Source organism: Sulfitobacter sp. W002, assembly GCF_025142135.1.
In the GTDB taxonomy this organism is placed as follows: domain Bacteria; phylum Pseudomonadota; class Alphaproteobacteria; order Rhodobacterales; family Rhodobacteraceae; genus Sulfitobacter; species Sulfitobacter profundi.
Genome location: NZ_CP081126.1, coordinates 2,724,156 through 2,751,068, shown reverse-complemented (window position 1 = coordinate 2,751,068; position 26,913 = coordinate 2,724,156). Strand labels below are relative to the sequence as shown.

Genomic DNA, 26,913 nt, shown 5'->3' with positions numbered 1-26,913 from the left:
CGCGCTTGATCAGGTCTCTTTTTTGTCGTCGACGATGGTCATCTGTGCAATGCCGCTTTCGCCCAGATCGACCTTGGCGAAGGGGCCACCGTGGCACATTTGGCCGGGGTCGGTGATGTCGACGGGGCCTTCTTCGGCCAGCACTTTTTCGGCGAATTGCTCGGCGTTGTCCTTGGGCCGGTAACCGAGGAAGGCGGCCTTGGCATTGTCCACCGGGGCGCGGTCGTTGTTCGACACACCGTAGATGACCGAGAAACCGACCGAGGGCGTATCCACGGCACGCGTCACAAGCTGGATCAGATCGTCATAGCTGAGCCACGAGCCAAGCGCGCGGGAGTTGTTGACCTGTGCCGCACTCAGGATGCGCAGATGCACGGACTCAAGCTGGCGTTTGTCCCAGTACATGGAGCCGAGGTCTTCGGTGAAGCATTTGGCGAGGCCGTAGAACGTGTCGGGCTTGTGGGGGGCGTCAATGCCGATGAAATCGGATTTCTTGTGCATCCCCACGGCGTGGATCGAGGAGGCATAGACGACGCGGCGTGCGCCTGCCTGATAGGCGGCTTCCCACACGTTGTAAGAGCCGACGAAGTTCGGGCCGAGCAGTTCCATGAAAGGTTTTTCGTCCACGATGGCACCGAAATGCACCACCATGTCGGCGCCTTCCATCAGGGCTGCAACCTCATCGTATTCCGCCAGATCGGCCTTCTGATAGCGCTCGCCGTCGTAAAGTTTGCCAATGTCCTCGGCGATGTCAGAGCTGACCAGTTCTTCGCACATCGCGGCCAGCGGCTCGCGCAGGTAGGAGCCAAGCCGCCCGGCAGCACCTGTCAGGACCAGTTTCTTAAATTTCACAACATCTTCCTTTCACGTCACAGAAATCTTGGCGCGCACTTGGGCGCGCAGCGCATCGGCGCCTTTGGCCAAAAGGCCCACGTCGGTCCCACAGGCAACGAAGGTGAAGCCTTCGTTCAGCAATTGGGCAGCAAAATCGGGGTCGGTGACCAGCGTTCCGACCGGAATGCCCTTGTCCATCAACACCTTCGCAGCCGGGCGGATCACCTCCCAAACCTCCGCATGCATGGTCTGGCCAAGATGGCCCATGTCGGCAGCGATGTCGGCCGGGCCAAAGAAGATGCCGTCGATCCCCTCAACCTCGGCAAAGGCGGCGGCGTTTTCAACGGCGGCGCGGGTCTCAAGCTGGATCAGGATGGCGGTCTGGCTCTCGACTTCGGCATTGTAGTCCTCGACCCGGCCAAATTGGTTAGCGCGGTTCAGCCCGGCCACGCCACGAATGCCGCGCGGCGGATAGCGACAGGCGGCGACGGCAGCACGTGCCTCGTCGGGGGATTGCACCATGGGAAACAGCAGCCCCGGCGCGCCGAGGTCCATCAGGCGTTTGACCTTGACCGCATCGTTCCAATCGGGCCGCACCATCGCCGTTGTGTCGCTGCCCGAGAACGCCTGTAGCTGCCCCAGCACCGATTTCATGTCGCTCGGCGCGTGCTCCATATCCAGCATCACCCAGTCATAGCCTGCATGGGCCACCACCTCGGCGGCATAGCCATCCGAGAGGGAGACCCAGAGGCCCAACTGCTTTTTCCCGGCGCGGATGGCCGTGAGGAATGTGTTCTCGGGGTGCTTCATATCACGGCCTTTTCGATAAATTTCTCCGACCGCGTGATGCGCCCGTAGTCCAATGGGGTGAGGTCCAGCGTGCGATAGGCGCCATGGGTGATCAACTCAGCCGTGCCGCGCCCGATGGCCGGGGCTTGCTGCAACCCATGGCCGGAAAATCCGTTCATAAAGACGAAGTTTTCGACTTTGTCGTGCCGCCCGACAATTGCGTTTTGATCCACAGTGTTAAAGGCGTAGTGGCCGACCCATTCGTTGATCACCTTGACCCGTTCAAAGGCCGGGACGCGGGTGGCGATGATGGGCCAGACCTTCTCCTCCCAGATCGAATGGTCAAAGGTGAAATCATCATAGGCCGCGTCGTAGTCATCTTCGGGCGGGCAACCGGCCATATAATACTTACCCTCTTGGCGCATATGCACGCCGCTGGGGTCGATGGTCAGCGGCAGGTCCATCTCTAGCGGCTCGGCAGCGTCAAAGATGAAGGTGTAGCGTTTGCGTGGCACGACGGGCAGGGTGATGCCCGCCATCCGCGCCGTCGCTGCCGCGCGGGGGCCAGAGGCGTTGACCACCGTGCCACAAGAGACCGTTGCGCCGGATTTCAGCGTCACCGCATCCACCGCGCTGCCTGCGGGGTTCAGGGTCATGCCCGTCACCTCGTCATGGATAAAGGTCACGCCCCGGCGCTTGGCCATACGCTTGAACCAGTCAAACATGGTGCCGCCGTCGAAATAGCCCTCGTTCACCGTGTTGTGGTTGCCTGCGATCACATCGTCGAGCATGTAAAACGGATAGCGCGCGGCGATCTCATCCTTGGTCATATGCTGTGTATGCGCGCCCATGGAGGCCTGAATGCTCTGCGCTTCGCGCAAGGTCTGGGCAAACTCGGGCGTGTCGGCAAGGTAGAGGTAGCCAAAGCTTTGCAGCGCCAGTTCCGGCACTTCGGGATCGTCATGCATGAAGTGGCGGAAGTTGCGGATGAACTCGGCCCCGAACTGCGAAATCTGGATGTTCACCGGCGCGGTGAACTGCTGCCGGATGCAGGAATTCGTGTGGCTGGTCGAGGCGAATTCATAGGTCGGGTCACGTTCGACCACCAACACTTCGCCGTCAAATCCCGGCGTGTTGGTCAGCCACCAAGCCAGTGCCGAGCCGTAGATGGCCCCGCCCACGATCACCACGTCATATGACGTCTCAAGCGCGTTTTGCATGCACAGTCTCCCTTTGCGCATTCCCCTTCTGAATTGTGGGTAGCCTAAGCATCCAGAGCCTGCAATCTTTGTGAACGGCGGGGCGATTTTTCGTTTTTCCGCGATGGGTTGCGCGACTGCCCTAGGTTGGGGCAGGGTGGCATTCGAAAGATGCGGTTCTATTGCATCGTTGACTTTTGTAGCGGCTGTCGCACCATGATTGCTGTGCCGCAAAAGATATCACCGCCCGAAGGAGTGGCCCTTGGACAGCGACCGTGAAGAGATTGAGCGTCTGATTGCACAGGTTGCTCTGGGGGATCGTGCCGCCTTTGAGGCGCTTTATGATCGGGTGTCTGCGAAACTATTCGGGGTCTGCCTGCGTGTGTTGGATACACGGGCCGCAGCAGAGGACGCCATGCAGGACAGTTTCGTCAAAATCTGGAACCATTCCGACCGCTATCAGGCCAATGGCCTGTCGCCGATGACGTGGCTGATCACCATTGCGCGCAACACTGCGATCGACCGGCTGCGCGCCACCCGCAAAGGCCATCAGAATATCGACACGCCGGGGCTGGAACTGGCCGCGCCGGGGCCGAACCCCGAGCAATCCGCCGTGGCCGCGTCCGAGGCCACGCGCCTCAGCAACTGTCTGGACGACCTTGAGGCAGATCGCAGTGCCGCGGTGCGCGGTGCCTATCTCGACGGCGACAGCTATGCCGACCTTGCGCAGCGTTTCAACGTGCCGCTCAATACCATGCGCACTTGGCTGCGTCGCGGGTTGATGAGCCTGCGGGAGTGTATGAGCGCATGAGTGACACCCCCATCATTCCAGCCGGAGACGGCGATCTTCTGGCCGCCGAAGTGGCCTTGGGCCTGCTGGAAGGCGAAGACCGTGTGGCGGCGCGCGCGCGCCTACTTCAAGACCGTGATTTTTCCCGCAGCGTCGCCGATTGGCAGGAGCGTTTCGTGGCGCTGACCGACGATATCGCGCCCGTCGACCCGCCTGCGAAACTGCGCCGCACTCTGATGTCGCGGCTCTTCCCCGCGCGGCAGGTGCCGTTGATGCAGCGTCTCTGGCTCTGGCAAGTGATATCGGTTGCGGCTCTCGCCACCGTGGCCTTCCTTGCCTTGCCGATGCTGCGCGAGGCACCGGTTCAGTCGCCGGGCGAGGTCTATGCCACCCGCATGGCCGCCGAAGACAGCGCGCTGGAACTGCTGGCTGTCATGGACATGTCGCGCGGCGATATCGCGCTGCGCCGGGTCTCGGGGACCGCACCCGAAGGCCGCGTTCTGGAGCTTTGGGCCATCTTGCCAGACCGCGCGCCGATCTCCTTGGGCGTGCTGCCTGAGGGTGAAGTCAACCGCGTGGTCTTGCCCGCCGATCTGGCACCCGAGGCCGCGCAGATCACACTGGCCATCACGGATGAGCCACCGGGCGGCGCCCCTGACGGCGCCCCCACCGGCACCATCATGGCTGCCGGTACCGTGGCCGAACTCTAGACCCCGAAACGCCCTTCTCTGATTGAGTGGGGCGTTTCACTTTTCTAGGGTAAAACAACGCGCTACAACTTTATTTCGAATTTTTTGAACCATTCTGAAACTCCTCTCACTCTTGGCCCGTGGGTCCAGTATCGCCGCCCACAACGGGGGGCATCTGAGGAGGAAACCAGATGAAAACGCTCAAGACATTTGCCGCCGCGACCGCCACTGCTGCCCTGTTGGCCACCGGTGCCATCGCTGCCAATCCCGAAGTGGGCGGCGCGCCCATGTTCGAGAACAAGAACATCGTCGAGAACGCCGTGAACTCCGCCGATCACACCACGCTGGTCGCCGCTGTGAAGGCCGCCGGTCTGGTCGAGACGCTGGCCTCCGAAGGTCCGTTCACCGTTTTCGCCCCGGTCAATTCCGCCTTTGATGCGCTGCCCGCTGGCACCGTCGACACGCTGCTCAAGCCCGAGAACAAAGACATGCTGACCAAAGTGCTGACCGCGCATGTGGTCGCGGGCAACTGGTCTGCTGCCGACATCGCCGCCAAGGCGCGCGCCTCCAGCGATGGGTTCTACCACTTTAACGCCGTGTCCGGCGACGCGCTGTCGGCGCAGGTGAAGGGTCAAAACGTCTACATCATTGACGAAAGCGGCAATGCCTCGCGCGTGACTATCGCAGATGTGAACCAGTCCAACGGCGTGATCCACGTTGTAAACAGCGTGTTGGTGCCCAAGTAATAGGCAACCCGCACGATGTGGCCGGACCAGTACCTCCATGCTGGTCCGGCGTTGACCTAATCCGAAAGCGAGGAGTAACACCATGAACAGACGTCATTTTCTGACATCGACCTTTCTGGGCGCCACCGCCATCGGGTTGGGCGCACGCGGCGCTTTGGCAGCCTATGTCGAAGGCGATTTTGAGGTTGAGCGAACGGAAGCCGAGTGGCGCGCCATGCTGAGCGATACCGAATATGCGGTCATGCGCGAAGGCGATACGGAACGCGCCTTTACCAGCCCCCTGAATGATGAGACGCGCGCCGGGACGTTTATTTGCAAGGGCTGTGACCAGCCGCTCTACGATGCCGCGACCAAGTTCAAAAGCGGCACCGGCTGGCCGAGCTTTTACCAACCGCTAGAAAATGCGGTCGAGACGATGTCCGACAACAGTTTCTTTATGCGCCGGACCGAGGTGCATTGCGACCGTTGCGGCAGCCATCTGGGCCATATCTTTGACGACGGGCCCGAGCCTACGGGTAAGCGGCATTGCATCAACGGTGTCTCGTTGAAATTCACCGCCGCCTGAGTACGGACGCTCTGACGATTATACCGCGCGCCGCTTTCGGCGCGCGTTATCGTTTCAGGTGCCGCGCGGTTTGGCCCGCAGGGTCGGGTCCGCGACCGTGGGGTCTTCGGGCCACGGGTGGCGCGGGTAACGTCCGCGCATGTCTTTTCGCACATCCCCGTAGGAACTTGCCCAAAATCCGGGGATGTCCATCGTGACCTGCACCGGGCGCTGAGCGGGGGAGAGCAGTGTGACCTGCAATGGCTGCCCGCCGACCGTCGGATGCCGGGTAACGCCGAACATCTCTTGCAGGCGCAGGGCGATGCCCGGGGTCTCACCGCTGTAGTCGATCGCCACGCGCCGCCCCAATGGGGTTTCGAAATGCGCGGGCGCGTTGCGGTCCAACTCTTGCTGTTGCTCCCACGTCAGCCGCGCCTTGAGCGCCGTGGTAATGTCGAACCCTTTCCAATCGCCAGTGCTGCGCACACCGGCCAGATGCGGCAGCAGCCAGTCGTCCAGCGTCTCCATCAGATGCGCTTCGCTGAAATCGGGGAAGGGCGCGGGCATCAACCGGGCGCGGGCCAGAAACAGCGCCGCCGCCTTGCCGGGGTTCAGCCCCAATTGCCGCACACCGTCAAGCATCGCGACCGCCACCGCATCCGCGGGCGCATCGGGCCATGTGCGGTCTTCGAGTACCAGCGCACCGAACACCTCTTGCCGCCGGGTCAGCACGCGCCCCTCGCGGCGCGACCAGATGCAGACCTCCTGCCAATGGATTTGGTCGGCAAAAGTGCTGCGCAACTCAGCGTCCGAGATCAGCGCCGCCTGCCGGATACGCGCCTCTCGCGGGTCGCCGTCAAGGTCGGTGGCCACCAGCAATCGCGTGCCTGCCATCGGGTCAGCCGCGGGCAGGATCGCGCCCTTGCCGCCCGATAGGACATAGCGCGGCGCCTCGCCCTTGCGGCGCAGCCCGACGCGGTCTGGGTAGGCAAGGGCCGCCAGCACGCCCAGTCCGTCCGGCCCGTCGCCCTTTGTCATCCGGCCCAGCCGCTTGGCCTCGGCCTTGATCCGCGCCAGTGTCGGGGGATGGGGCGGGGTGGCGCTGCGCTTTCCGTCCAATGCATCCATCCTGAGGGACAGGTCCACCGGCGCGCCGCGCATCGGGTCACGCTCTGCCAAAAGTGCGGCCAGTAGCGGCGCACGCGGCCCGCCGCGCGCCACCATATGCGCCAGTCGCGGGTGCAGGGGCAGCTTGGCCAATTTGCGGCCATGGTCGGTGATGCGGCCGGCGGCGTCGAGCGCGCCGAGCATCCGCAAAACCGCCTGCGCCTCGGCCAAACGGCCCGGATGGGGCGGGCTGACAAAACTGAGGTCCTCGGCCTGCGCGCCCCAAAGCGCCAGTTCCAGCGCGAAGCCGGTGAGGTCCCCCGCCTCAATCTCTGCCGGGGGGAAGGCGGCGAGCGCGCCTTCTTCGCCGCGTGTCCAGAGTTTGTAGGCCACGCCCGCCTCAACCCGCCCTGCACGGCCCGCGCGTTGGGTGGCCTCGGCGCGGGTCACACGTTCGGTCACCAGCCGCGACATGCCAGAGGCCGGGTCGAACAGCGCGCGGCGCGAGCGGCCAGCGTCGACGACGGTGCGAATGCCTTCGATGGTGAGCGAGGTTTCCGCGATGGAGGTTGCCAGCACGACCTTCCGCCCCGACCGCACAGGCGCGATGGCGGCCTGCTGCGCTTTGAATTCCAGCGCGCCGAAGAGCGGGGCCAAGGTGCAATCAGTCGGCAGCGCCGGGCGCAACAGCGCCTCGACCCGCCTGATTTCGCCTTCGCCGGGCAAGAAGACCAGCGCCGATCCGGGGGCTTCGGCGAGCGCTTTCAGCGTCAGGTCGGCCACCGCATTCTCAAGCCGTTGCTTGCCCATGGGCTTGTCGAGCCAGCGCGGCTCTACCTCAAAACTGCGGCCTTCGGAGGTGACGATGGGGGCTTCCATCAACTCTGCCACCGGGGCGGCATCAAGCGTGGCGGACATGGCGACCAGCAGCAGGTCGTCGCGCAAGGCACCCGCCACTTCAAGGCAGAGCGCGAGGCCCAGATCGGCGTTCAGCGAGCGTTCGTGGAATTCGTCAAAGATCACCGCGCCCACGCCGGGCAGGTCAGGGTTGTCTTGCAACATGCGGGTCAGGATGCCTTCGGTGACGACCTCGATGCGGGTGTTTTTCGACACCGCCGAAGCGCCGCGCACGCGAAAACCGACGGTCTGGCCGGTCTCTTCGCCAAGGCTTTCGGCCATGCGTGCGGCAGCGGCGCGGGCGGCAAGGCGGCGCGGCTCCAGCATCAGGATGCGGCCTTGGGTCAGGCGAGCGTCGAGCATTGCCAGCGGCACGCGGGTCGTCTTGCCCGCCCCGGGCGGGGCTTGCAGCACCACGCGGCCCGTCTCACGCAGGGCGGCGATCACGTCAGGCAGAACGGCGTCGATGGGCAGGGCGAAATCAGCGTTGGACATGGCGCGGTTATCGGGCAAAGCCGCCCCCGCGCCAAGGGTGGGGATGGACAATTCCGCGCCGCCCCCGCAAAAGTTGGCCCATGGATATCGACGATCTGGCCAAGGGCCTCATAGCAGGCGAGCGCCGCGCGCTGGCGCGGTCGATCACGCTGGTGGAATCGGGCCGCGCGGACCATCGCGCGGCGGCGGCGGACCTGCTGGCGGAGCTGCCCACCGACCGGCAGGCGCTGCGCATCGGGCTCTCGGGAACGCCGGGGGTGGGCAAATCCACCTTTATCGAAAGCTTTGGCATGATGCTGACGGGGCAGGGCAAGCGCGTTGCGGTGCTGGCGGTGGACCCCAGTTCGGCGCGTTCGGGCGGGTCGATCTTGGGCGACAAAACGCGGATGGACCGGCTCAGCCGGGAGCCGCGCGCCTTCATCCGTCCTTCGCCCAGCCAGACCCATCTTGGCGGTGTCGCCCGCCGTTCGCGCGAAGCGGTGCGGCTCTGCGAGGCGGCGGGTTTTGACGTGGTGCTGATTGAAACCGTGGGCGTCGGCCAGTCCGAGACGGTGGTGGCCGAGATGTCGGACGCCTTCGTTTTGCTGCTGGCCCCGGCGGGCGGGGATGAGTTGCAGGGCGTGAAACGCGGCATCATGGAGATTGCCGATCTGATCGTGATCAACAAGGCCGATGGCGATCTGAAGTCCACCGCCGCGCGCACCCGGGCCGACTACGCCGGTGCCCTGCGCCTGCTGCGCAAACGCCCGCAAGACCCCGAAGGCTTTCCCCGCGCCACGGCGGTTTCGGCGCTGGAGGAAAACGGTCTGGAGGAGACTTGGGCGGCCTTGCAAGAATTGACCGGCTGGCGCCGCGCGCAGGGCTTTTGGGACCGCACCCGCGCCGCGCAGGCGCGCTATTGGTTCGAGCAGGATGTGAAGCACCGGCTTTTGGCGCAGTTGGAGACACCACAGGCGAAGGACGATCTGGCACGGCTCAGTGATGCCGTGGCCGAAGGTGCGCGCGATCCGGCAGAGGCGGCGGCTGAGTTCGTCAGCCGCCTGCGCGCTGATTAAGACGGGCGGGCAGGCTCTGGCACCGGGAAGAGCACGTCGTAAACCCAGTTAAAGACAAAGGCGTAGATCAGGTAGAACAGCGCAAAGCTCACGTCGATCAGGAAGGCCTCCATCAGCGAAATGCTCAGGTACCACGCGATGAAAGGCATCAGGACGAAGAGCAGGCCGATCTCAAATGTAACGGCGTGCAGCACTCGGATCGGCACCGTCTTGCGGACCGTGCCGCGCAGACGGCGCAAGGCGTGATCGAAGCCAAGGTTGTAGAGGTAGTTCCACCCCGTCGCGATGCTGGCGCTGACGATGGTGACGACGCCAATCTCATGCAGTGGCTTGTCAAACAGCCAAGCGCCCATGGGCGTGACGATCAACAGGGCGAGAACTTCAAAGCTTATGGCGTGGCGGATGCGGTCTGCAGTACTGCGCATGGGGTCGGTCCCGGTATTGGTCGGGTCGTCCCGAGTGGCTGCCCAAATGGGGGAGGTCGTCCTCGCTTGGTCTCAATATGGCGATTGGGGCGCAGGGTGCAAGAGGGTCAGCTTGGAAGGGCTCAGCGGCCCGCTTTGGGATGGGCGTTGTTATAGACTTCCATCAGCCGCGCGGTGTCGACGGCGGTATAGGCTTGCGTGGTCGAGAGCGAAGCGTGGCCCAGCAATTCCTGAATCGCGCGCAGATCACCGCCCGCATCGAGCAGATGCGTGGCAAAGCTGTGGCGCATGGCATGGGGCGTGGCCGTCGCCGGAAGGCCCAATTGCATCCGCGCATCGGCCATCACCTGCGCCACGGCCCGCGCGCCCAATGCGCCGCCGCGAATGGCACGAAACAGCGGGGCCTGCGGCTCTTGCGGGTAGGGACAGACAGCGAGGTAATCTTCGACAGCGGCGCGTGCAGCAGGCAAGACCGGTACGACCCGTTCCTTGCCACCTTTGCCGATGATGCGCAGGCTATTCGGCAGGGGCGCATCGCCGCCCTTGAGCGCCAGCGCCTCGGAGATCCGCAGCCCACAGCCCCAAAGCATCGTCAGAACAGCGACATCGCGCGCCGCGACCCAAGGGGCGCGGGCTTGGGTTTCTACACAGTCGATCAGCGCACGGGCGGCATCTTCGGCCAGTGGGCGGGGGAGTTTTTTCTGAAATTTGGGCGACCGGGCAAGCAGAACGGCGGTGGGCTCAAACCCCTCCCGCTCGGCCAGCCAGCGGTAGAAGGCTTTCACCGCCGAGAGTTTGCGCGCCACCGAGCGTGAGCCGACCCCCCCGCTGCGCGTGCTGGCCATCCAAGCGCGCATGTCGCTGATGGTGATTTTCGCCAGCGCGCCAAGGCCTTGGGTGTCGCCTTTATGCAGGGTCATGAAGGTGAGAAACTCGGTCACATCGCCCCGATAGGCGATGATGGTATTCTCTGCCGCGTCCTTCAAGGCGCTTTGGTGCTCCAGCCATGTCTGAAGCGCGTCCCGCGCGGCGGGGCTGATCAGCAGGGGATTTGCCTTGTCGCTCAAGACAGCCAGCGGCGCATGGATCGCTCCAGCACGCCGGTAAAGAAAGTGAGCAGATCGGTGCCCTGTTGCGGGCCGAACATATGCGGGTCTTCGGCGCCCATGACCAGCAAGCCCGGCAGGCGGCCCGCGCCGAAATCGAGCTTCAGGCAGGCTTCGGAGCGAATCCACCCCGCCTTGGTGCCATAGAGCGCCTCGGCGCCATCCTGAATCGCACGCAGGGTCACTTGCCGCACCAGACCACCGCGGCCCTGGCTGAGGTAATCGTCGATGAAGCCGGGCTCGGCCACGGTCAACACGTCACCCAGCCGCTGCACCGCCGGGTCATTGTCGTTCTGGGTCGATTCCAGCACCAGTTTCACCGCATCAACGCGCAGGATGTCGGCCACTTCGCCACCCAGATTGCGCAGAAAGGTCTCAAACTCCACCGGGTCCAGCATTTGCAGGATCGCGCGGTGGATCTGGTTGGTCCCGGCGAGGTTTTCATAGGCCGCGGCGATGACGCTGCGGTGGGTGTCTTCCAACCGATCAAGCCGGGTTTCCAAACGCTCCATCGCGATGCCGCGCAGGTCGACGATGTTGCCGCCCATGGCCTTCTCATTCGCTGCAATCAGCGCCTGCATCACATCGCTGTCGTCAAGGATGACATCGGGCGCTGAGATGATCGCCTCGCGCAGGGCGTCGTCGATTTTAGGGCTGCTGCTCATGGGCGTCTCTTTTTGATTTGCGGTGTCATAGCATGGTGGGGCGTCAAGATCTGCCCCCAATTGGTCATGGGTCTTGCCGCCTGCGGTCTTGTTGCCGCCTTGCGTCAGGCCGGGATGTAGAACGAAGCCCACGGGAACAAAAGCGGCGCGGGTGTGTTGGCCCCGGTCGACGCGCGGATTTCAGCCGCAACGCCCGCGCGCCTGACCGAAGCCTGCTGCATATCCCCGGATGTGGCGAAATGGCCTTACCGGGAGAGGAAATCTTACATGGAACATGTCTCTGTCGATCTTTGGGCCGCCAATCTTCAGGTCACGCCGGATTCGCTGCAAAGCTGGCTTGCCAGTGTGGAACTGCGTCTGCAACAAGCCGCCGCGCGCGAGGCGCAGCTTTTGGTGATGCCTGAGTTTTGCTGCGCACAATGGCTGAGTTTTGCCCCGGCGGACCTGCCCGCAGAGCAGCAACTGGGGTGGCTCGCGAAGACCGCCGCGCTGGCGCTCGACCCGATGCGCCGCATGGTGGAGCAGACAGGCGTCGCCCTGCTGCCCGGCACATTTCCCGTGGCCTTTCCGTCGGTCGATGCGCCCGAGGGGTATCTCAATCAGGCGTGGTTCCTGACCCCGGATGGCGGAATGCAGGTGCAAAACAAGCTGAGCCTGACGCCGCTTGAGGCAAATGGCGCCAGCGGCGTGACCATCGCGGGCACCGGGATCAACCTGTTCGACTGGAACGGGCTGCGCTGTGTCATCGCGATCTGTCTGGATGCGGAATATACCGCGCTCTGGTCGAAACTGGGCGAGCTGGACCTTGATCTGGTGATCATCCCCGCCAAGACCGACATGATCACCGGCTACAACCGCGTGTTTAGCTGTGCACGGGCGCGGGCGATAGAATTGCAGACTGCCGTGTGCTGTGTCGGCGCGGTTGGCGCGCCGTTGACCCCGTGGCAAGAGGATACCGGCGTGGGCGGGGCGAGCGTCTATCTGCCCTGCGATGTGTCGGTGGCCTTGGACGGGATGCACGCGGCCTTGCCGCCCCAGACGGCGGCGCAGGGCATGGACCTGGTGTTGCAGGCTCCGGCGATTCCCGTGGGGCAGTGCCGTCGCATCCGCGCAGGCGCGGCCGAGGCCGAGGTGCGCCCCGGCCTGTGGTCGGGCGATCACCTGACTGTCGAAGGCAACGCCGCATAGGGCAAAGAAAAACCCCCTCCGCCAGGGACGGAAGGGGTTTGATATCTTGGCGCTCAGGCCGGATCAGAGGATGTTCTGACCGGTCTTTTTCCAATCGGCCATGAACTGCTCCAGACCTTTGTCGGTCAGCGGGTGGGAGGCCAGTTTCTTGATCACTTCTGGCGGCGCGGTCATCACGTCGGCACCGATGCGCGCGGCGTCGAGCACGTGATTCACGCTACGGATGGAGGCGGCGAGGATCTGAGTCTCGAACCCGTAGTTGTCATAGATGGTGCGGATGTCTTGGATCAGGTCCATGCCATCGAGGTTGATGTCGTCCAGACGCCCGATGAAGGGCGAGATGAAGGTCGCGCCAGCTTTAGCAGCAATCAGCGCTTGGTTCGCCGAGAAGCAGAGCGTCACGTTGATCATGTGACCTTCGCCCGACAGAACCTTACAGGCTTTGAGCCCGTCCCATGTCAGCGGCAGCTTGATGGTGATGTTGTCGGCGATCTCGGCCAGTTTGCGGCCTTCGGCGATCATCGCGTCGGCTTCCAGCGCCACCACTTCGGCAGAAACTGGGCCGTCGACGAGGTCACAAATCTCTTTGGTAACCTCAAGGATGTTGCGGCCTGATTTCAGGATCAGGGAGGGGTTGGTGGTGACGCCGTCGACCATGCCAAGGTCATTGAGTTCGGCAATGGCGTCGATCTCGGCGGTATCTACAAAGAATTTCATGGGCTTTCCTTCCGGGTTGGAATGTGATCGCTAACAGGTCTATTGCTTGCCTTGGCTTTACCGCATGATCTGCGATGCTTAAAGCCTCAATTCCCCCAAGCGACACGGAGCATGCGGCAGACATGGCTGAATTCTACCATCATGGCGAGTTGCTGTCGGTGATGACCACCCAGCCTTTGGGCCGCGCGTTGGACTATCGCGCCCCCGAAGGCGGTTGCCATGCGGGCGCGTTCGTCGAGGTGCCATTGGGTCCGCGCAAGGTGATGGGCGTGGTCTGGGGGCCGGGGGCCGGGGATTACGATATCAACAAGGTGCGCCATGTGATCCGGGTGCTGGACGCCCCGCCGATGCGCGATGAGATGCGCGAGTTTTTGCTGCGCTCGGCGGCCTATACGCTGACCCCGCTGCCCGCGATGCTGCGGCTGGCCACCCGTGCGCCGGGTTTGGGCGATCCGCCGTCGATGCGCAAGATTTACCGCGCGGGCGAGGGCCTGCCGACCCGCATGACCGACGCGCGCCAGCGGGTGATGGCGGTGTTGGAGGAATGCGGCGATCTGGCCTTTACGTTGAAGGAATTGTCGGAGATGGCCGGGGTGACCTCTTCGGTGGTCAAAGGTTTGGTCGATCAAGGTGCCGTGCGCGAAGAGGAAAGCCCCCGCGATCTGCCGTTTCGGCGGCTCGATCCATCACTGCCCGGCAAGGCGCTGACCGAGGATCAGGCGACAGCCGCGGCGGTGCTGCGCGAGGGGATCAAGGCCGAGACCTACGGCACGACCCTGCTGCGCGGGGTCACCGGATCGGGCAAGACTGAGGTCTATCTCGAAGCCGTCGCCGCCGCCGTGCAATCCGGGCGGCAGGCGCTGGTGCTCCTGCCGGAAATCGCATTGACCGAACAGTTTCTCGACCGGGTCGAGGAGCGCTTTGGCGCGAAGCCCGCCGAGTGGCATTCCGGCGTCACCATGACAGAGCGCCGTCGCATCTGGCGCATGGTGGGGCAGGGCAATGCGCAGCTCGTGATCGGGGCGCGTTCGGCGCTGTTCTTGCCGTTCCAGAACCTCGGGCTGATCGTTGTCGATGAGGAGCACGATACGTCCTACAAGCAGGAAGACGGGGTGCTTTATAACGCCCGCGACATGGCGGTGCTGCGCGCGTCAATCTGCGGGGCGCAGGTGGTGCTGGCCAGTGCGACGCCCAGTCTTGAGACTTGGGCCAATGCAGAGGCGGGCAAGTATCGGCGGCTGGAATTGACCTCGCGCTTTGGTCCGGCGGTGATGCCGAAGATGGGCGCGATTGACATGCGGCAGGCGGGTTTGCCGGGGGATAAATGGATCTCGGGCGAGATGAAGCGCGAGGTCGATGCGCGGCTGGAGCGCGGCGAGCAGGCGATGCTCTTTATCAACCGCCGTGGCTATGCGCCGATCACGCTGTGCCGGGCCTGTGGCGAACAAATCGGCTGCGATCAGTGTGACGCGCGGATGGTGGAGCATCGGTTCCTTAAGCGACTCGTTTGCCATCAGTGTGGTGAGACCAAGCCGATGCCAGAAGCCTGTCCTTCGTGCAAAGTGGAGGGCAAACTTGCCCCCATCGGGCCGGGGGTTGAGCGGTTGGGCGAAGAAGCCACGGCGCTCTGGCCCGAAGCACGCATCGCGACGCTGAGTTCGGACATGTACGGCTCGGCCCGGGCGCTGAAGGCCGAGATCGCGGGCATCGCGGAAGGAGCTGCAGACATCATCATCGGCACGCAACTGGTCGCCAAGGGGCACAATTTTCCCAAGCTGACGCTGGTGGGGGTGATTGATGCTGATCTCGGCCTCACCGGGTCGGACCTGCGCGCGGCGGAGCGGACGTTTCAGCTGATGCGGCAGGTGGCGGGACGTGCGGGGCGGGCCGAAGCACCGGGGGCGGCGTTGTTGCAGACCTATCAGCCCGAGCATCCGGTGATCCGGGCCATCTTAGCGGGCGAGGAAGAGAAGTTTTGGGCTGCCGAGGCAGGCGAGCGGCGGCAGGCCGGGGTGCCGCCTTACGGCCGTATGGCAGGGATCATTCTCAGCGGCAGCGATGCGGCGGCGGTGTTTGATCTGGGCAACCATCTGGCGCGGCATGACGGGCCTTTGCGGGCCGTGGGCGCGCAGGTTTTTGGGCCAGCGCCCGCGCCGATTGCCCGGGTGCGCGGGCGGCATCGGGTGCGGTTGTTGGTAAAGGCGGATAAGGGCGTGGCGCTGCAGGAGGCGCTGAGCAAGTGGGTTGGTGCGCTGCGGCTGAAGGGGGATTTGCGGCTGGCCGTGGATATCGATCCGCAGAGTTTTTATTGAGGCTGGCTGGCGTAACGTCCCAATGGGCACAACAGCCCGGAACCAAGGCCGTAAGGCCGCCGGGCAGCGCCAGACCGTCCCATGGTCTGGCGCTTTTGCAATCGGAGTGGCGGCTTGCGTATGTGCCACATGCGTTGCAGCCATAAAATGCCCAGCTGAGAAATTAGATGCGCCAGCCCCCGGTCTGGCACTGCCCGGCTCAGCGTTTGCCTTTTCTCTCGCCATTCCCAAAACCCCGGCGTAATAAATCCGCATGACCCGTTTCATCACCCTCGAAGAAGCCAAGCGCCTGCCGTTCTGGCGCCGCCCCGTGGCTCTGCTGTTCCTCATGGCGCTGGCCATGCCCATCGCCTTCAACACATGGTCGGCGCTGCTGAATAACTTCGTCATCGAGGTGGCCGACTTCGACGGGTCCGACATCGGTCTGCTGCACACGGTGCGCGAAATTCCCGGCTTTCTGGCCATCGGGGTAATCGCGATCTTGCTCTTTGTCCGCGAACAGGTGCTGGGGCTGATCTCGCTCGCGCTGCTCGGCGCGGCGACGGCCATCACCGCTTATTTCCCCTCAATGGGCGGTATCCTGACAATCACCATGCTCAGCTCGATCGGGTTCCATTACTACGAGACGGTGAATCAATCGCTGCAACTTCAATGGCTGAAAATCGAAGACGCCCCGCGCATGATCGGCTGGCTTATGGCGGCTGGATCGCTGGCGACGCTGGTGGCCTATCTGGCGATCATGGCGCTGTGGGAGACGCTGAACCTCAGCTACAGCATCGTTTACATGATCGGCGGCGGCGTCACCGTTGCCGTGGCCATCATCGCCATGCTGGCCTATCCACAGTTCGAAGCGCCCACGGTGCAGAACAAAAAGATGATCCTGCGCAAACGCTACTGGCTCTATTACGCGCTGCAATTCATGTCAGGCGCGCGGCGGCAGATTTTCGTGGTCTTCGCAGGCTTCATGATGGTCGAACGCTTCGGTTTTGACGTGCATGAGATCACTATGCTCTACCTCATCAACCTCATCGCCAATATGCTGTTCGCCCCGCTGATGGGCCGCGCGGTGGGTCATTTCGGCGAACGCCGGACGTTGACCGTTGAATATGTCGGGCTGATCATCGTCTTCCTTGCCTATGGCGGCGTCTATTACCTTGGCTGGGGCGTGGTGATTGCGGCAACGCTCTATGTGCTGGATCACATGTTCTTTGCCCTCGCACTGGCGCTAAAGACCTATTTCCAAAAGATCGCAGATCCCGCGGATATCGCACCCACGGCGGCGGTGGCCTTTACCATCAATCATATCGCGGCGGTATTCCTGCCGGTCGGGCTCGGCCTGCTTTGGCTTGTCTCGCCTGCGGCGGTGTTCTTCCTTGCCGCAGGGATGGCGGCAGTGTCGCTGATGCTGTCACTGTTGATCCCTCGCCACCCGGCACCGGGGCATGAGACGATCTTTCAAACTGCTGTGCCGCAGGCTGCCGAATAGGCCGCGAAACCCAGCATGGCTTGACCCGACACGCGCGCGGCCCTAGGCGAAGCACAACCGCACCGCAGCAAAGGACCGCGCCATGCCCACTTTCACCGCCCTCACTACCCTCACGGGCCGCGACCCCGCCTATGCCTTGGGCGAGGCGATGGAGCGGCTGATCCCCGAGCCCACCGGCGTTGGCGTGTTCGAGGTCGAAGACGGCTCGGGCCTGTGGGAAGTCGGCGGCTATTTCGAAGAAGCACCCGACACAGCTGCGCTGGCGGTGCTGGCCAAGGCGATGGGCGCGAAGGATTTCACCGTCTCTGAACTGCCCGAAACCGACTGGGTCGCCCATGTGCGCCGCGAATTGGCCCCCGTCGAGGCAGGCCGCTTTTTCGTCTACGGCAGCCATGACGCCGACAAGGTGCCCGAAGACTGTGAGCCGCTGTTGATCGAGGCCGCCATGGCCTTTGGCACCGGGCACCACGGCACGACACTGGGCTGCCTGCGCGCGCTGGACCGTCTGGCGGGCGAGGGGTTTCACGGCAAGAACGTGGTCGACATCGGCTGCGGCACCGCCGTGCTGGCCATGGCCGCCGCGCGCATCTGGCCCGAGCCGGTATTGGCCAGTGACATCGATGAGGTCGCGGTCGAAGTGGCGCAGGCCAATGTCGATGCCAACAACCTGTCGGGCCGTGTGGCCTGTGTCGAGGCCGCAGGCTTTGATCATCCCCAATTGGCCGAAGCTGCCCCCTTTGATCTGGTCTTTGCCAATATCCTCAAAGGGCCGCTGGTCGCCTTGGCCCCTGATATGGCCGGGGCGCTGCAGCCGGCGGGCTATGCGATTCTCTCGGGTCTTCTGAACGAGCAGGCCGACGAGGTAATCGAGGTTTATGCACGATCTGGCATCAATCTGGTGCACCGTGACAGCATTGGTGACTGGACGACACTAACGTTGCAAACTAACGCATAATTCGCGCCTCATTTTCGTTGCATTTGACCCTTTTGCCGCTTTGTTGCCACAATTTGCCTTTATTCAAATTGGCAGCAAGCGGTGGGGGCCGGATTGCTACGGAGGCTGTGATGGCTGAAGGACATGCTCAATTCGCGAGACGGATCGAACTTCTGGGGCGCAAGCATCGGAAGATGGAACGGGGATATGTCACCCGCGTCGGGCGCGACGGGTTGATCTCCGTCTTGCCGAAACGTGCCCGTCGGGGTTTCCCGATGATGGGGTTTTTCCTAATCGTTCTGGTATTTTTCGGCTTCAAAGCCTTCACCCTCGCCGCGATCGGCCCGGTAACCTATAACGAACGCCTGTCGCGGCTGGCCAATGGTTCAAACCTAGAGCAGATCGGCGCCAAGATGATGGCCATCGACCCGCTGACCAAGACAGTAGCCGGGCTGACCGGCCCGATCATGCGGTGATCTTAAGCCACTGACTTTTGACATGAAAAAGCCGCAGCGGATGCCTTCCGCTGCGGCTTTTCGTTTGGGTAGGTTTCGATGCGGGCAGGGCGCAGGCTTAGCGCACGAAGTGGTTCTGTGCGACGAGGTCGATGTCACCCCTGATCAAGCCGATGTCCTGCAATTCAAGGTCGGTCAGGTCCGACAGCGCCTTGCGGGTGGCGCGGCTGTCTTGCCAATCTTCGACCGCCGCGAAGAACGCGCCGAAAAAGCCAAGGATACGTGTGACGGCCGGGGTGGAGCCGTAAGCGGTGCGGGTGGTGTCGAAAGCTGCCATGGGGCCGTCCTTTGTTTGATCGTCGGTTGTGTCTGCAGGGGGCGAGGAAAGCGCGCTCTGCAAAACGTGATTTTTGGCAATTATGCCTGAAAAGCGCCCCCCGCAATCCCTCAAAAACGACAGTGAGGCTTGCGTTTTTTGCATAGGTCGAAATGACCGCTAACTCACTATCTTTACGGGAAAATTTCCGGCTTCCGGATGTCGGTTTTGCGGCATGGAGAGGCGCAATCCGACACCGCGGTTCAAAAGCGACAGGATGCGTGTCGCAAAGCGCCCGCCGCGCATCAGGGCTTTGCGATGTTCGCGTTTCGTGCTAGTGCACCAAAAAAGCAACAATTTTATCGAGGGCAGAGATGATACGGGTGATCGGCATAGATCCGGGGCTGCGCAATCTGGGCTGGGGCGTGATCGACGTCTCGGGCAGCCGAATCGCCCATGTGGCCAATGGCATCTGTCATTCCGAAGGCGACGACCTTGGCGCGCGGCTTTTGTCCTTGCACGGGCAGCTGACGCGCGTGCTGACCATGTGGCAGCCACAGGCGGCAGCGGTTGAACAGACGTTCGTGAACAAAGACGGTGCCGGGACGCTGAAGCTGGGTCAGGCGCGGGGCATTGCGATGTTAGTGCCCGCGCAGTTTGGTTTGACGGTGGGCGAATATGCCCCCAACAAGGTCAAGAAAACCGTGGTCGGCGTGGGCCACGCGGATAAGGGACAGGTGGCGCATATGGTGAAGATGCAGATGCCGGGGATCGAGATTGCAGGCCCGGATGCCGCCGATGCGCTGGCCATCGCGATCTGTCACGCGCATCACGGCGGGGCCAGCACCCTCGCGCAAGCGGTGGCGAGGGCGAGCGCATGATCGGCAAACTCTCGGGCCGCATTGACTACCGTGCCGCCGACCATGTGCTGATCGACGTGCGCGGCGTGGGGTACCTCGTCTATGTCTCTGACCGGACCATGGCCGCGCTGCCCGGTGTGGGCGAAGTCGTGGCGCTTTATACCGATCTGGTGGTGCGCGAAGACCTGATGCAACTCTTTGGCTTTCAAACGCTGGTGGAAAAGGAATGGCACCGGTTGCTGACCTCGGTTCAGGGGGTCGGGGCAAAGGCGTCGCTGGCAATCCTCGGAACGCTCGGCCCGGATGGCGTGAGCCGCGCAATCGCGCTTGGCGATTGGAACGCGGTAAAGGCCGCCAAGGGCATTGGCCCCAAAATCGCACAGCGCGTGGTGCTTGATCTCAAGGACAAGGCCCCCGGTGTGATGGCGATGACCGGCACCGTGGCCGACGCTCTGGGAGAGGCGCAGGCCGCCGCCGATGAGACCGTCATCGAAGCCGCGACCCCACGCCCCGCGCCGAAAGCCGCCGCGCCCAATGCTTCGGCCCAGTCCGAGGCGCTTTCGGCGCTTGGCAACCTTGGCTACGGCCCCGGTGATGCGGCGGGCGCCGTGGCGCAGGCGGCGGGCGAGATGCCGGAGGCGGACACGCCGACGCTGATCCGCGCGGCGCTCAAGCTGTTGGCGCCCAAGGGGTGACGCCCCCTCTGGCAGAACCCTCCGCCCTGCGCCATAACGAGGCCCTATGACCGACATTGACCCCACCGTGCGGCCCGAGCCGATGCCCGAAGACTTTGACCGCGCTTTGCGGCCACAGATGCTGGCGGAATTTGTCGGGCAGGCAGAGGCGCGCGCGAACCTTGCCGTCTTCATCCAATCCGCGCGACAGCGTGGCGAGGCGATGGATCACACGCTATTCCACGGGCCTCCGGGCCTTGGCAAAACCACACTGGCGCAGATCATGGCGCGGGAGTTGGGCGTGGGCTTTCGCATGACCTCTGGCCCGGTGTTGGCCAAGGCGGGCGATCTGGCGGCGATCCTGACCAACCTCGAAGCCCGCGACGTGTTGTTTATCGACGAAATCCACCGGCTGAACCCCGCAGTGGAAGAGGTGCTGTATCCGGCGCTGGAGGATTTCGAGCTTGATCTGGTGATCGGCGAAGGGCCAGCCGCGCGGACCGTGCGGATTGAGTTGCAGCCCTTCACGCTGGTCGGGGCCACCACCCGCATGGGCCTGCTGACCACGCCTTTGCGCGACCGTTTTGGTATCCCGACCAGGCTGCAATTCTACACCGAAGACGAGCTCTACATCATCGTAGATCGCAACGCCCGCAAGCTGGGTGCGCCTGCAGACGAAGGCGGTGCCCGCGAGATCGCCAAACGCGCCCGCGGCACGCCGCGCATCGCGGGCCGCTTGCTGCGCCGGGTGGTGGATTTCGCGGTGGTTGAGGGCGATGGCCGCGTGACCCGCGATTTGGCCGACATGGCTCTGACGCGGCTTGGGGTCGATCATCTGGGCCTCGATGGCGCTGACCGCCGCTACCTCAAACTGATCGCAGAGAATTATCAGGGCGGCCCGGTGGGGATCGAAACCCTCTCCGCCGCGCTGTCAGAAAGCCGCGATGCGCTGGAGGAGGTGATCGAGCCGTTCCTGTTGCAGCAAGGGCTGATCCAGCGTACCCCGCGCGGCAGAATGTTGGCGGCCAAGGCTTGGACCCATCTCGGCATGGCCGCGCCCAAAGGGCAGAGCGACCTTTTCGGCTGACGCCCCCGGAGCGAAGGTAAGACTGATGACAATGACCGCAGAGCAAATCGAGACCCTTTTCACTCGCCGCGATGGGCAGTTCGCCTTTGCCCGCTGGGGCCGCCCCATCGCGCCGGTGGTCTTTGGGGTCGAGGACGCGGCGCTGCCGGTGGTGAAAGGCGCGCTTGAGGCTGTCGCCAAACTCGCCGGTCACGACATGGTCGAGACCGATCCCGAACTGGGCAGCAATCTGATGATGTTCTTCTTCGCCGATTGGGCGGAGCTTCTGGACGTGCCGGGGATGGACGGGCTGGTGCCGGATCTCGCAGGGCAGGTCGAACGCTTGCAGGCGGCAGGGGCCAATCAGTACCGTTTCTTCCGCTTTGAAGAAAACGGCGCGATCAAGGCGGCCTTTGTCTTCCTGCGCATGGACGACAGCTTGCGCGATATGTCGGCGCAGGTCTTGGCGCTGAGCCAAGCGGTGCAGGTCATCCTGCTGTGGTCCGAAGACGCCTTTGCCGAGCAATCGCCGCTGGCGCTGGCCGATGAGGCGCTGGTGCTGCGCCCCGAAGTGGCCGACGTGATCCGCGCGGCCTATGACCCGGTGATGCCACCCGCCGCTAACGATCCCAGCCATGCGCTGCGCCTTGCCGCGCGGGTGCAGGTCCCGTCATGAGCCATAGCTTTCCGGTCCGCATCTTCTACGAAGACACCGACATGGCGGGCGTGGTCTATTACGCCAACTACCTGCGCTATATCGAACGGGCGCGCTCGGATATCGTTGAACAGATTGGCCTTGATCAACGCGCCATGCGCGATGAGGGGCTGGTCTTTGTCGTGACGCGAGTAGAGGCGGATTATCTGGGTGCTGCACGCTTTGGCGACCGGTTGGAGGTGCGGACCACCCATCAGGCCGAAGGGCCGGTCCGGTGGGTGTTCGACCAAGACGTGCTGCGCGATGGCAAGGTCATCTTTCGCGCCAAAGTTACCGCCGTTTGCATGACCACAGCGGGTAAACCCACCCGTTTGCCAGCGAAACTCCGCCTGTCGGACGGCGATCCTGCGGCCTGATACCATAATTCTGGCAATCTCGGTTGCAGTCCGTTAGCTTTGCTCCAAATTGAGGCCAGAAAAATACGGCCCGAGAGGCAGAATGCCCCGAAGGGGCGGCAGTAAAAGAGCATAGTTAAATGGAAGCAGAGACGCTGGCATTGGCACAGGGGATGGATTTTTCCCTGTGGGGTCTGTTCGCGAAGGCGACAGTCACGGTCAAACTTGTAATGATCATGCTGATCGGGGCCTCTTTCTGGTCTTGGTCGATCATCGTTCAAAAGACCATCCAGTACCGCAAAGCCCGTGCCGAGGCCGCGCAGTTCGATCAGGCGTTCTGGTCGGGCGAGCCGCTCGACGGGCTCTTTGACACCATCGGCGCTGACCCGGATGGACCCTCGGAAAAGATCTTCGCCGCTGGCATGTCCGAATGGCGCCGTTCGCACCGTGAAGATGGCGCGCTGATCCCCGGTGCCACTGCCCGGATCGACCGCTCTATGGACGTGGCCATCGCCAAAGAGGCGGAGCGTCTGCAAAAGGGGCTGCCGGTGCTGGCGACCGTGGGCTCCACCGCGCCTTTCGTGGGCCTTTTCGGGACGGTATTCGGCATCATGAATTCCTTTATCGAGATCGCGGCCCAGCAGAACACCAACCTCGCAGTCGTGGCGCCGGGTATTGCCGAGGCGCTTTTAGCGACCGGCATCGGCCTCCTCGCCGCGATCCCGGCGGTTGTGTTTTATAATAAGCTGAGCGCCGACAGTGACCGCATCCTTGGCAATTACGAGGCTTTCTCGGACGAATTCGCCACCATCCTCAGCCGCCAGTTGGACAGCTAAGCCATGGGCGCAGGTGTCATGAAAAAGCAAGGCGGCAAGGGGCGGCGTCGCGGGCGCGCGCAACCGATGGCCGAGATCAACGTCACGCCTTTCGTCGATGTGATGCTGGTGCTCTTGATCATCTTCATGGTCGCGGCCCCGCTGCTGACCGTGGGCGTGCCGGTGGAATTGCCCAAGACCGCCGCCACGGCCCTGCCATCCGAGCAGGAAGAGCCGCTGACCGTTACGCTCACCGCCGAGGGGGCCGTGCAAATCCAAACTACCGACACGCCCCGCGACCAACTGATTACCAAGCTGCGGGCGATTGCCTCTGAACGGGCCAGCGACCGGGTGTTTTTGCGCGCGGATGGCAAAGTGTCTTATGCGCAGGTCATGGAAGTCATGGGCGCGCTCAACGCAGGCGGCTTTTCCAACATCGGTCTGGTGACCGACATCGGTGGCCCGGCGTTGGACGGCAGCGACACGTCGGGTGGCTGAGCGGTGCATACCGGGCATTACATATCAGGTGCCGGGCATCTGGGTCTTATCGGCTGGCTGTTGTTTGGAAGCATCTTCACCTCCGAGCCTGAGCCCGTTGAGATGACCGAGGTCTCGGTGATCTCGGCCGCCGAATATGACGCGCTGGTCGCGGCCCAGCAGCCGCCCGCCTCGGCCACCGAAGTGGCCCAGCCTGCCCCGCCTGAGGTAAGCGAACAGACCCCCGAGGTGACGGCGGAGCCGGACACGCAGATCGAACAGCCAGAACCGGTGCAGACCGAAACCCCGCCCGAAGACCTCCCCCCCGAGGTGACGGAGCTGGAACTGCCACCGCAGACCCAAGTGGATGACACGCCGCCCGAAATGAACGAGCCGGTGGGCGATACCGCTGTGCTAGTGCCCGAAATCGCGCCCGAAGCCCGCCCGCGCGAAGCGCCCCGCGTGGCGCCCGAACCGGTAGAGCAACCCGACCCGGAACTGCGCCCCGATCTGGACGAGCAGCCCGCCGTAGCACCAGATGCCGAAGCCGAGGCGGAAACCGTCGTGGAAGAGCCGCAAGAGGCCCGCACGCCTGAGGACAGCACAACCGAGATCGTCACCGAAGCCGACAAAGCGCCGGCGGCTTCTGCGCGTCCGCCCGGCCGACGCCCGACACCGCCGCCCCCTGTCGAGGTGGCCGAGGCACCGGAAGAACCCGCCGAGACGCCAGCGCCCGCCCCGACGCCCGAACCTGAGCCAACCCCGGAGCCCGTTGAGGAACCCACGACCTCCAGCTCGACCGAGGATGCCATCGCGGATGCGCTGAGCGAAGTCTTGGGCCAGCCAGAAACAACCGCGCCCGTGCCAAGCGGCCCGCCGCTGTCATCGGGCGAGCGCGAGTCTCTGCGCGTTGCGGTCTCGGCCTGCTGGAACATCGGCGCGCTGTCGACCGAAGCGGCGCGTACCACGGTCGTGGTCGGCATGCAGATGAACACCGACGGCACGCCCGTGGCCAGTTCGATCCGCCTGCTGAGTTCCAGCGGTGGCAGCGACACCGCCGCACGTCAGGCCTTTGAAGCCGCGAAACGCGCGGTCATTCGTTGCGGCAGCAGCGGTTACAAACTGCCGCAGGAAAAATACAGCCAATGGCAAGACATCGAGATGACATTCGACCCAACGAGGAGCCGATAACATGCTGACTAGACTTCTGGGACTACTGGCGCTCTGCGCCACGGCGGCCACGTTCACCCTGGCCCCCAATGCGTCGCAGGCCCAACCGCTGCGCATCGTGATCGACGACCCGACGATTGAGCCTTTGCCCTTTGCCGTGCCCAGCTTTCAGCCTGAAAGCGGTGAGGCCGGGCAACTGGCCGTCGATCTGGCGCGCGTCGTCTCAGAAGACCTGACCGGCACAGGCCTTTTCCGTGAGATCCCGGCCAGCGCCTATATCTCGACCGTCAGCGACTTTAACGCGCCGGTGGAATACGCCGACTGGAAAGCGATCAACGCGCAGGCGCTGATCACCGGGGCGGTCAATGTCACCGGCAACAGCGTGAATGTGAAGTTCCGCGTCTACGATGTCTTCTCGGGCGAGGAATTGCTCGACAGCAGCGGGCAGGGCGGTCTGCAATTCAGCGGCACCGTCGATGGCTGGCGCCGCATGGCGCATAAGGTGGCCGATGCGGTTTACAGCCGGATCACCGGCGAGGGCGGCTATTTCGACAGCCGTGTTGTCTTTGTTTCCGAAACCGGGCCGAAGGACGACCGCCAGAAGCGTTTGGCGGTAATGGACTACGACGGGGCCAACCTGAAGTACCTGACCGATTCCGGCTCCATCGTGCTTGCCCCGCGATTCTCTCCCAGCGGCGACCGGGTGCTTTACACCAGCTATGAGAGCGGTTTCCCGCGCATCTATGTGCTGGATATCGGCACCGTCCAACGCCGCGCGCTGCAAAGCGCCGAAGGCTCCATGGCCTTTGCGCCGCGCTTCTCGCCCAGCGGTCAGACGGTTGTCTATTCGCTGAGCCAAGGCGGCAATACCGACATCTTCTCGATGGATATCAACAGCGGCCAATCGGTGCGCCTGACCAATACCCCCGCGATCGAGACGGCACCCAGCTTCTCTCCCGATGGCAGCAAAATCGTCTTTGAGAGCGACCGTTCCGGCAGTCCGCAGCTTTACGTCATGCCCGCCACAGGCGGAGAGGCGACGCGGATTTCCTTTGGCGAAGGGCGTTATGGCACGCCCGTTTGGTCGCCGCGCGGGGATTTGGTGGCTTTCACCAAGCAGAACAAGGGCCGTTTCCACATTGGCGTGATGCGGCTTGATGGCTCCGAAGAGCGCCTGCTGACGGCCTCTTTCCTTGATGAAGGTCCGACTTGGGCGCCCAATGGCCGGGTGATCATGTTCGCCCGCGAAACCCAAGGGGCAGGCGGGTCGTCCTCGCTCTATTCGGTCGATATTTCGGGGCGCAACCTCAAGCCGGTGCGCACGCCCGAAGGCGGCTCTGACCCCTCTTGGTCACCGCTGCAGCAGTAACGTTTTCCAGACCTCCCATACGGGCGCGGGCAATTCCAATGATCCCGCGCCTGTGTTAACACCAGCAACAACAACGCCACCACAGAGAAGGCAGACCCCCATGAAACGCATTTTGACCAGCACGCTTTTGATTTCCGCATTGGCCGTGTCGGCCTGTACAAACCCCGACCGTTTTGGTGCCGATGGCATGGGCGGGGCCGGGGCCAATGCAGGCGCAGGGGTCAACGCCGGCGTGGTGCCGGGCAGCGCGAACGACCCCACCTCCACCGCCTATTTCCAGCAGGCTGTCGGCGACCGGGTGCTGTTCCTCGTGGACCAATCCACGCTGACCGACCAAGGCCGTGCCACGCTCGACGGGCAGGTGGCTTGGCTGCAGACCAATACGGATTATCAAGCCGTGATCGAAGGTCACGCGGATGAGCAGGGCACCCGTGAATACAACATCGCGCTTGGCGGTCGTCGTGCCAATGCGGTGCGCGAGTATATGATTTCCCGCGGTGTTGCGGCATCGCGCCTCAAGACCATCAGCTACGGCAAAGAGCGCCCGATCGAGATCTGCTCGGAAGAGGCCTGCTATGCCAAAAACCGCCGCGCCGTGACCGTTCTGGCCGGTGGCGCACTGACCAGCTGATCGCGGCGACAGCCCAAGCAATGACCAATCCAAGGAGGCCGATGTGCTGAAG

General features: G+C 63.5%; 29 protein-coding genes. 20 read left to right on the top strand and 9 right to left on the bottom strand.

The features are described from left to right. Positions 1-9: 9 nt before the first annotated feature. The 3 genes from K3758_RS13515 to K3758_RS13505 are packed head-to-tail and all read right to left on the bottom strand — an operon-like array spanning position 10 to position 2,843. Entirely contained in the window at positions 10-852 is an 843-nt protein-coding gene (locus K3758_RS13515) for an NAD(P)-dependent oxidoreductase (RefSeq protein ID WP_259945833.1), read from the bottom strand. Positions 853-864: 12 nt separating this feature from the next. After that, positions 865-1,644 carry an HpcH/HpaI aldolase/citrate lyase family protein gene (locus K3758_RS13510; protein WP_259945831.1) on the bottom strand — a complete coding sequence of 260 codons (780 nt, stop codon included), beginning with the start codon at positions 1,642-1,644 and terminating at the stop codon, positions 865-867. Next, a complete protein-coding gene (locus tag K3758_RS13505) occupies positions 1,641-2,843 on the bottom strand; it encodes an FAD-binding oxidoreductase (protein ID WP_259945829.1) in 1,203 nt (400 codons plus the stop codon). Before K3758_RS13505 ends, K3758_RS13510 begins: the two co-directional genes overlap by 4 nt. 241 nt (positions 2,844-3,084) lie before the next feature. Between K3758_RS13505 and K3758_RS13500 the strand changes: the two genes are divergently transcribed. The 4 genes from K3758_RS13500 to msrB all read left to right on the top strand — a co-directional run bounded on the left by K3758_RS13500 (position 3,085) and on the right by msrB (position 5,612). After that, the gene (locus tag K3758_RS13500; RefSeq protein WP_120351664.1) at positions 3,085-3,633 is read left to right on the top strand and encodes a sigma-70 family RNA polymerase sigma factor; all 549 of its coding nucleotides are present in this window, start codon (positions 3,085-3,087) and stop codon (positions 3,631-3,633) included. After that, on the top strand, positions 3,630-4,322 hold the full coding sequence (locus tag K3758_RS13495; protein WP_259945826.1) for an anti-sigma factor domain-containing protein: 693 nt from the start codon (positions 3,630-3,632) through the stop codon (positions 4,320-4,322). Before K3758_RS13500 ends, K3758_RS13495 begins: the two co-directional genes overlap by 4 nt. 170 nt (positions 4,323-4,492) lie before the next feature. Continuing rightward, entirely contained in the window at positions 4,493-5,047 is a 555-nt protein-coding gene (locus K3758_RS13490) for a fasciclin domain-containing protein (RefSeq protein ID WP_259945825.1), read from the top strand. Between the two features lie 82 nt (positions 5,048-5,129). After that, entirely contained in the window at positions 5,130-5,612 is a 483-nt protein-coding gene (gene msrB, locus K3758_RS13485) for a peptide-methionine (R)-S-oxide reductase MsrB (protein ID WP_259945823.1), read from the top strand. Between the two features lie 54 nt (positions 5,613-5,666). Here msrB and hrpB read toward each other — a convergent pair whose 3' ends face one another. Further along, complete coding sequence (gene hrpB, locus K3758_RS13480) at positions 5,667-8,090, bottom strand: ATP-dependent helicase HrpB (RefSeq protein ID WP_259950103.1); 2,424 nt, start codon at positions 8,088-8,090, stop codon at positions 5,667-5,669. A gap of 80 nt (positions 8,091-8,170) precedes the next feature. Here hrpB and meaB point away from each other — a divergent pair, with 80 nt between their 5' ends. Further along, positions 8,171-9,145 carry a methylmalonyl Co-A mutase-associated GTPase MeaB gene (gene meaB, locus K3758_RS13475; protein ID WP_259945821.1) on the top strand — a complete coding sequence of 325 codons (975 nt, stop codon included), beginning with the start codon at positions 8,171-8,173 and terminating at the stop codon, positions 9,143-9,145. On the opposite strand, the gene K3758_RS13470 is transcribed toward meaB, so the two are convergent. From K3758_RS13470 to K3758_RS13460, 3 genes are all read right to left on the bottom strand, one after another. Further along, positions 9,142-9,570 (bottom strand): PACE efflux transporter, encoded by a 429-nt coding sequence (locus K3758_RS13470; RefSeq protein ID WP_067935974.1) that lies wholly within the window; start codon positions 9,568-9,570, stop codon positions 9,142-9,144. The two genes, meaB and K3758_RS13470, sit on opposite strands and share 4 nt — an antisense overlap. A gap of 122 nt (positions 9,571-9,692) precedes the next feature. Beyond that, positions 9,693-10,637 (bottom strand): tyrosine recombinase XerC, encoded by a 945-nt coding sequence (locus K3758_RS13465; RefSeq protein WP_259945819.1) that lies wholly within the window; start codon positions 10,635-10,637, stop codon positions 9,693-9,695. Beyond that, positions 10,634-11,341, bottom strand: a complete 708-nt coding sequence (locus K3758_RS13460) for a DUF484 family protein (protein ID WP_132444331.1) — start codon at positions 11,339-11,341, stop codon at positions 10,634-10,636. Before K3758_RS13460 ends, K3758_RS13465 begins: the two co-directional genes overlap by 4 nt. A gap of 267 nt (positions 11,342-11,608) precedes the next feature. Here K3758_RS13460 and K3758_RS13455 point away from each other — a divergent pair, with 267 nt between their 5' ends. Further along, complete coding sequence (locus K3758_RS13455) at positions 11,609-12,529, top strand: nitrilase-related carbon-nitrogen hydrolase (RefSeq protein ID WP_259945816.1); 921 nt, start codon at positions 11,609-11,611, stop codon at positions 12,527-12,529. Positions 12,530-12,592: 63 nt separating this feature from the next. Here K3758_RS13455 and fsa read toward each other — a convergent pair whose 3' ends face one another. Continuing rightward, positions 12,593-13,246: a fructose-6-phosphate aldolase gene (gene fsa / locus K3758_RS13450; protein WP_067623130.1), complete on the bottom strand. Its 654-nt coding sequence runs from the start codon at positions 13,244-13,246 to the stop codon at positions 12,593-12,595. Between the two features lie 122 nt (positions 13,247-13,368). On the opposite strand from fsa, the gene K3758_RS13445 reads away from it, so the two are divergent. The 4 genes from K3758_RS13445 (at position 13,369) to K3758_RS13430 (ending at position 18,454) form a co-directional block, all read left to right on the top strand. Then, a complete protein-coding gene (locus tag K3758_RS13445) occupies positions 13,369-15,558 on the top strand; it encodes a primosomal protein N' (protein WP_259945811.1) in 2,190 nt (729 codons plus the stop codon). A gap of 253 nt (positions 15,559-15,811) precedes the next feature. After that, complete coding sequence (locus K3758_RS13440) at positions 15,812-17,044, top strand: MFS transporter (protein WP_259945808.1); 1,233 nt, start codon at positions 15,812-15,814, stop codon at positions 17,042-17,044. 82 nt (positions 17,045-17,126) lie between these two features. Next, complete coding sequence (locus K3758_RS13435; RefSeq protein ID WP_259945806.1) at positions 17,127-17,999, top strand: 50S ribosomal protein L11 methyltransferase; 873 nt, start codon at positions 17,127-17,129, stop codon at positions 17,997-17,999. Positions 18,000-18,172: 173 nt separating this feature from the next. Next, the gene (locus K3758_RS13430; RefSeq protein WP_259945804.1) at positions 18,173-18,454 is read left to right on the top strand and encodes a hypothetical protein; all 282 of its coding nucleotides are present in this window, start codon (positions 18,173-18,175) and stop codon (positions 18,452-18,454) included. A gap of 97 nt (positions 18,455-18,551) precedes the next feature. On the opposite strand, the gene K3758_RS13425 is transcribed toward K3758_RS13430, so the two are convergent. Next, positions 18,552-18,770: a DUF1127 domain-containing protein gene (locus tag K3758_RS13425; RefSeq protein WP_120352269.1), complete on the bottom strand. Its 219-nt coding sequence runs from the start codon at positions 18,768-18,770 to the stop codon at positions 18,552-18,554. A gap of 353 nt (positions 18,771-19,123) precedes the next feature. Between K3758_RS13425 and ruvC the strand changes: the two genes are divergently transcribed. The 10 genes from ruvC to pal all read left to right on the top strand — a co-directional run bounded on the left by ruvC (position 19,124) and on the right by pal (position 26,861). Then, entirely contained in the window at positions 19,124-19,630 is a 507-nt protein-coding gene (gene ruvC, locus K3758_RS13420; RefSeq protein WP_067916382.1) for a crossover junction endodeoxyribonuclease RuvC, read from the top strand. Continuing rightward, positions 19,627-20,304, top strand: a complete 678-nt coding sequence (gene ruvA / locus K3758_RS13415) for a Holliday junction branch migration protein RuvA (RefSeq protein WP_067626450.1) — start codon at positions 19,627-19,629, stop codon at positions 20,302-20,304. The genes ruvC and ruvA overlap by 4 nt, the downstream gene beginning before the upstream one ends. A 46-nt stretch (positions 20,305-20,350) precedes the next feature. After that, positions 20,351-21,370 (top strand): Holliday junction branch migration DNA helicase RuvB, encoded by a 1,020-nt coding sequence (ruvB, locus tag K3758_RS13410; RefSeq protein ID WP_093926916.1) that lies wholly within the window; start codon positions 20,351-20,353, stop codon positions 21,368-21,370. Between the two features lie 31 nt (positions 21,371-21,401). Next, entirely contained in the window at positions 21,402-22,025 is a 624-nt protein-coding gene (locus tag K3758_RS13405; RefSeq protein ID WP_259950101.1) for a hypothetical protein, read from the top strand. Next, complete coding sequence (locus K3758_RS13400; protein WP_259945794.1) at positions 22,022-22,420, top strand: acyl-CoA thioesterase; 399 nt, start codon at positions 22,022-22,024, stop codon at positions 22,418-22,420. Before K3758_RS13405 ends, K3758_RS13400 begins: the two co-directional genes overlap by 4 nt. Before the next feature lie 119 nt (positions 22,421-22,539). Beyond that, positions 22,540-23,235: a protein TolQ gene (tolQ, locus tag K3758_RS13395; RefSeq protein WP_120351653.1), complete on the top strand. Its 696-nt coding sequence runs from the start codon at positions 22,540-22,542 to the stop codon at positions 23,233-23,235. Between the two features lie 3 nt (positions 23,236-23,238). After that, positions 23,239-23,712, top strand: coding sequence for a protein TolR (gene tolR / locus K3758_RS13390; protein WP_067626442.1), 474 nt, complete (start codon positions 23,239-23,241; stop codon positions 23,710-23,712). Between the two features lie 3 nt (positions 23,713-23,715). Beyond that, positions 23,716-24,882: an energy transducer TonB gene (locus K3758_RS13385; RefSeq protein ID WP_259945790.1), complete on the top strand. Its 1,167-nt coding sequence runs from the start codon at positions 23,716-23,718 to the stop codon at positions 24,880-24,882. Position 24,883: 1 nt separating this feature from the next. After that, positions 24,884-26,230: a Tol-Pal system beta propeller repeat protein TolB gene (gene tolB / locus K3758_RS13380; protein WP_259945788.1), complete on the top strand. Its 1,347-nt coding sequence runs from the start codon at positions 24,884-24,886 to the stop codon at positions 26,228-26,230. 100 nt (positions 26,231-26,330) lie between these two features. Further along, the gene (pal, locus tag K3758_RS13375; protein ID WP_067624244.1) at positions 26,331-26,861 is read left to right on the top strand and encodes a peptidoglycan-associated lipoprotein Pal; all 531 of its coding nucleotides are present in this window, start codon (positions 26,331-26,333) and stop codon (positions 26,859-26,861) included. Positions 26,862-26,913: the final 52 nt, after the last annotated feature.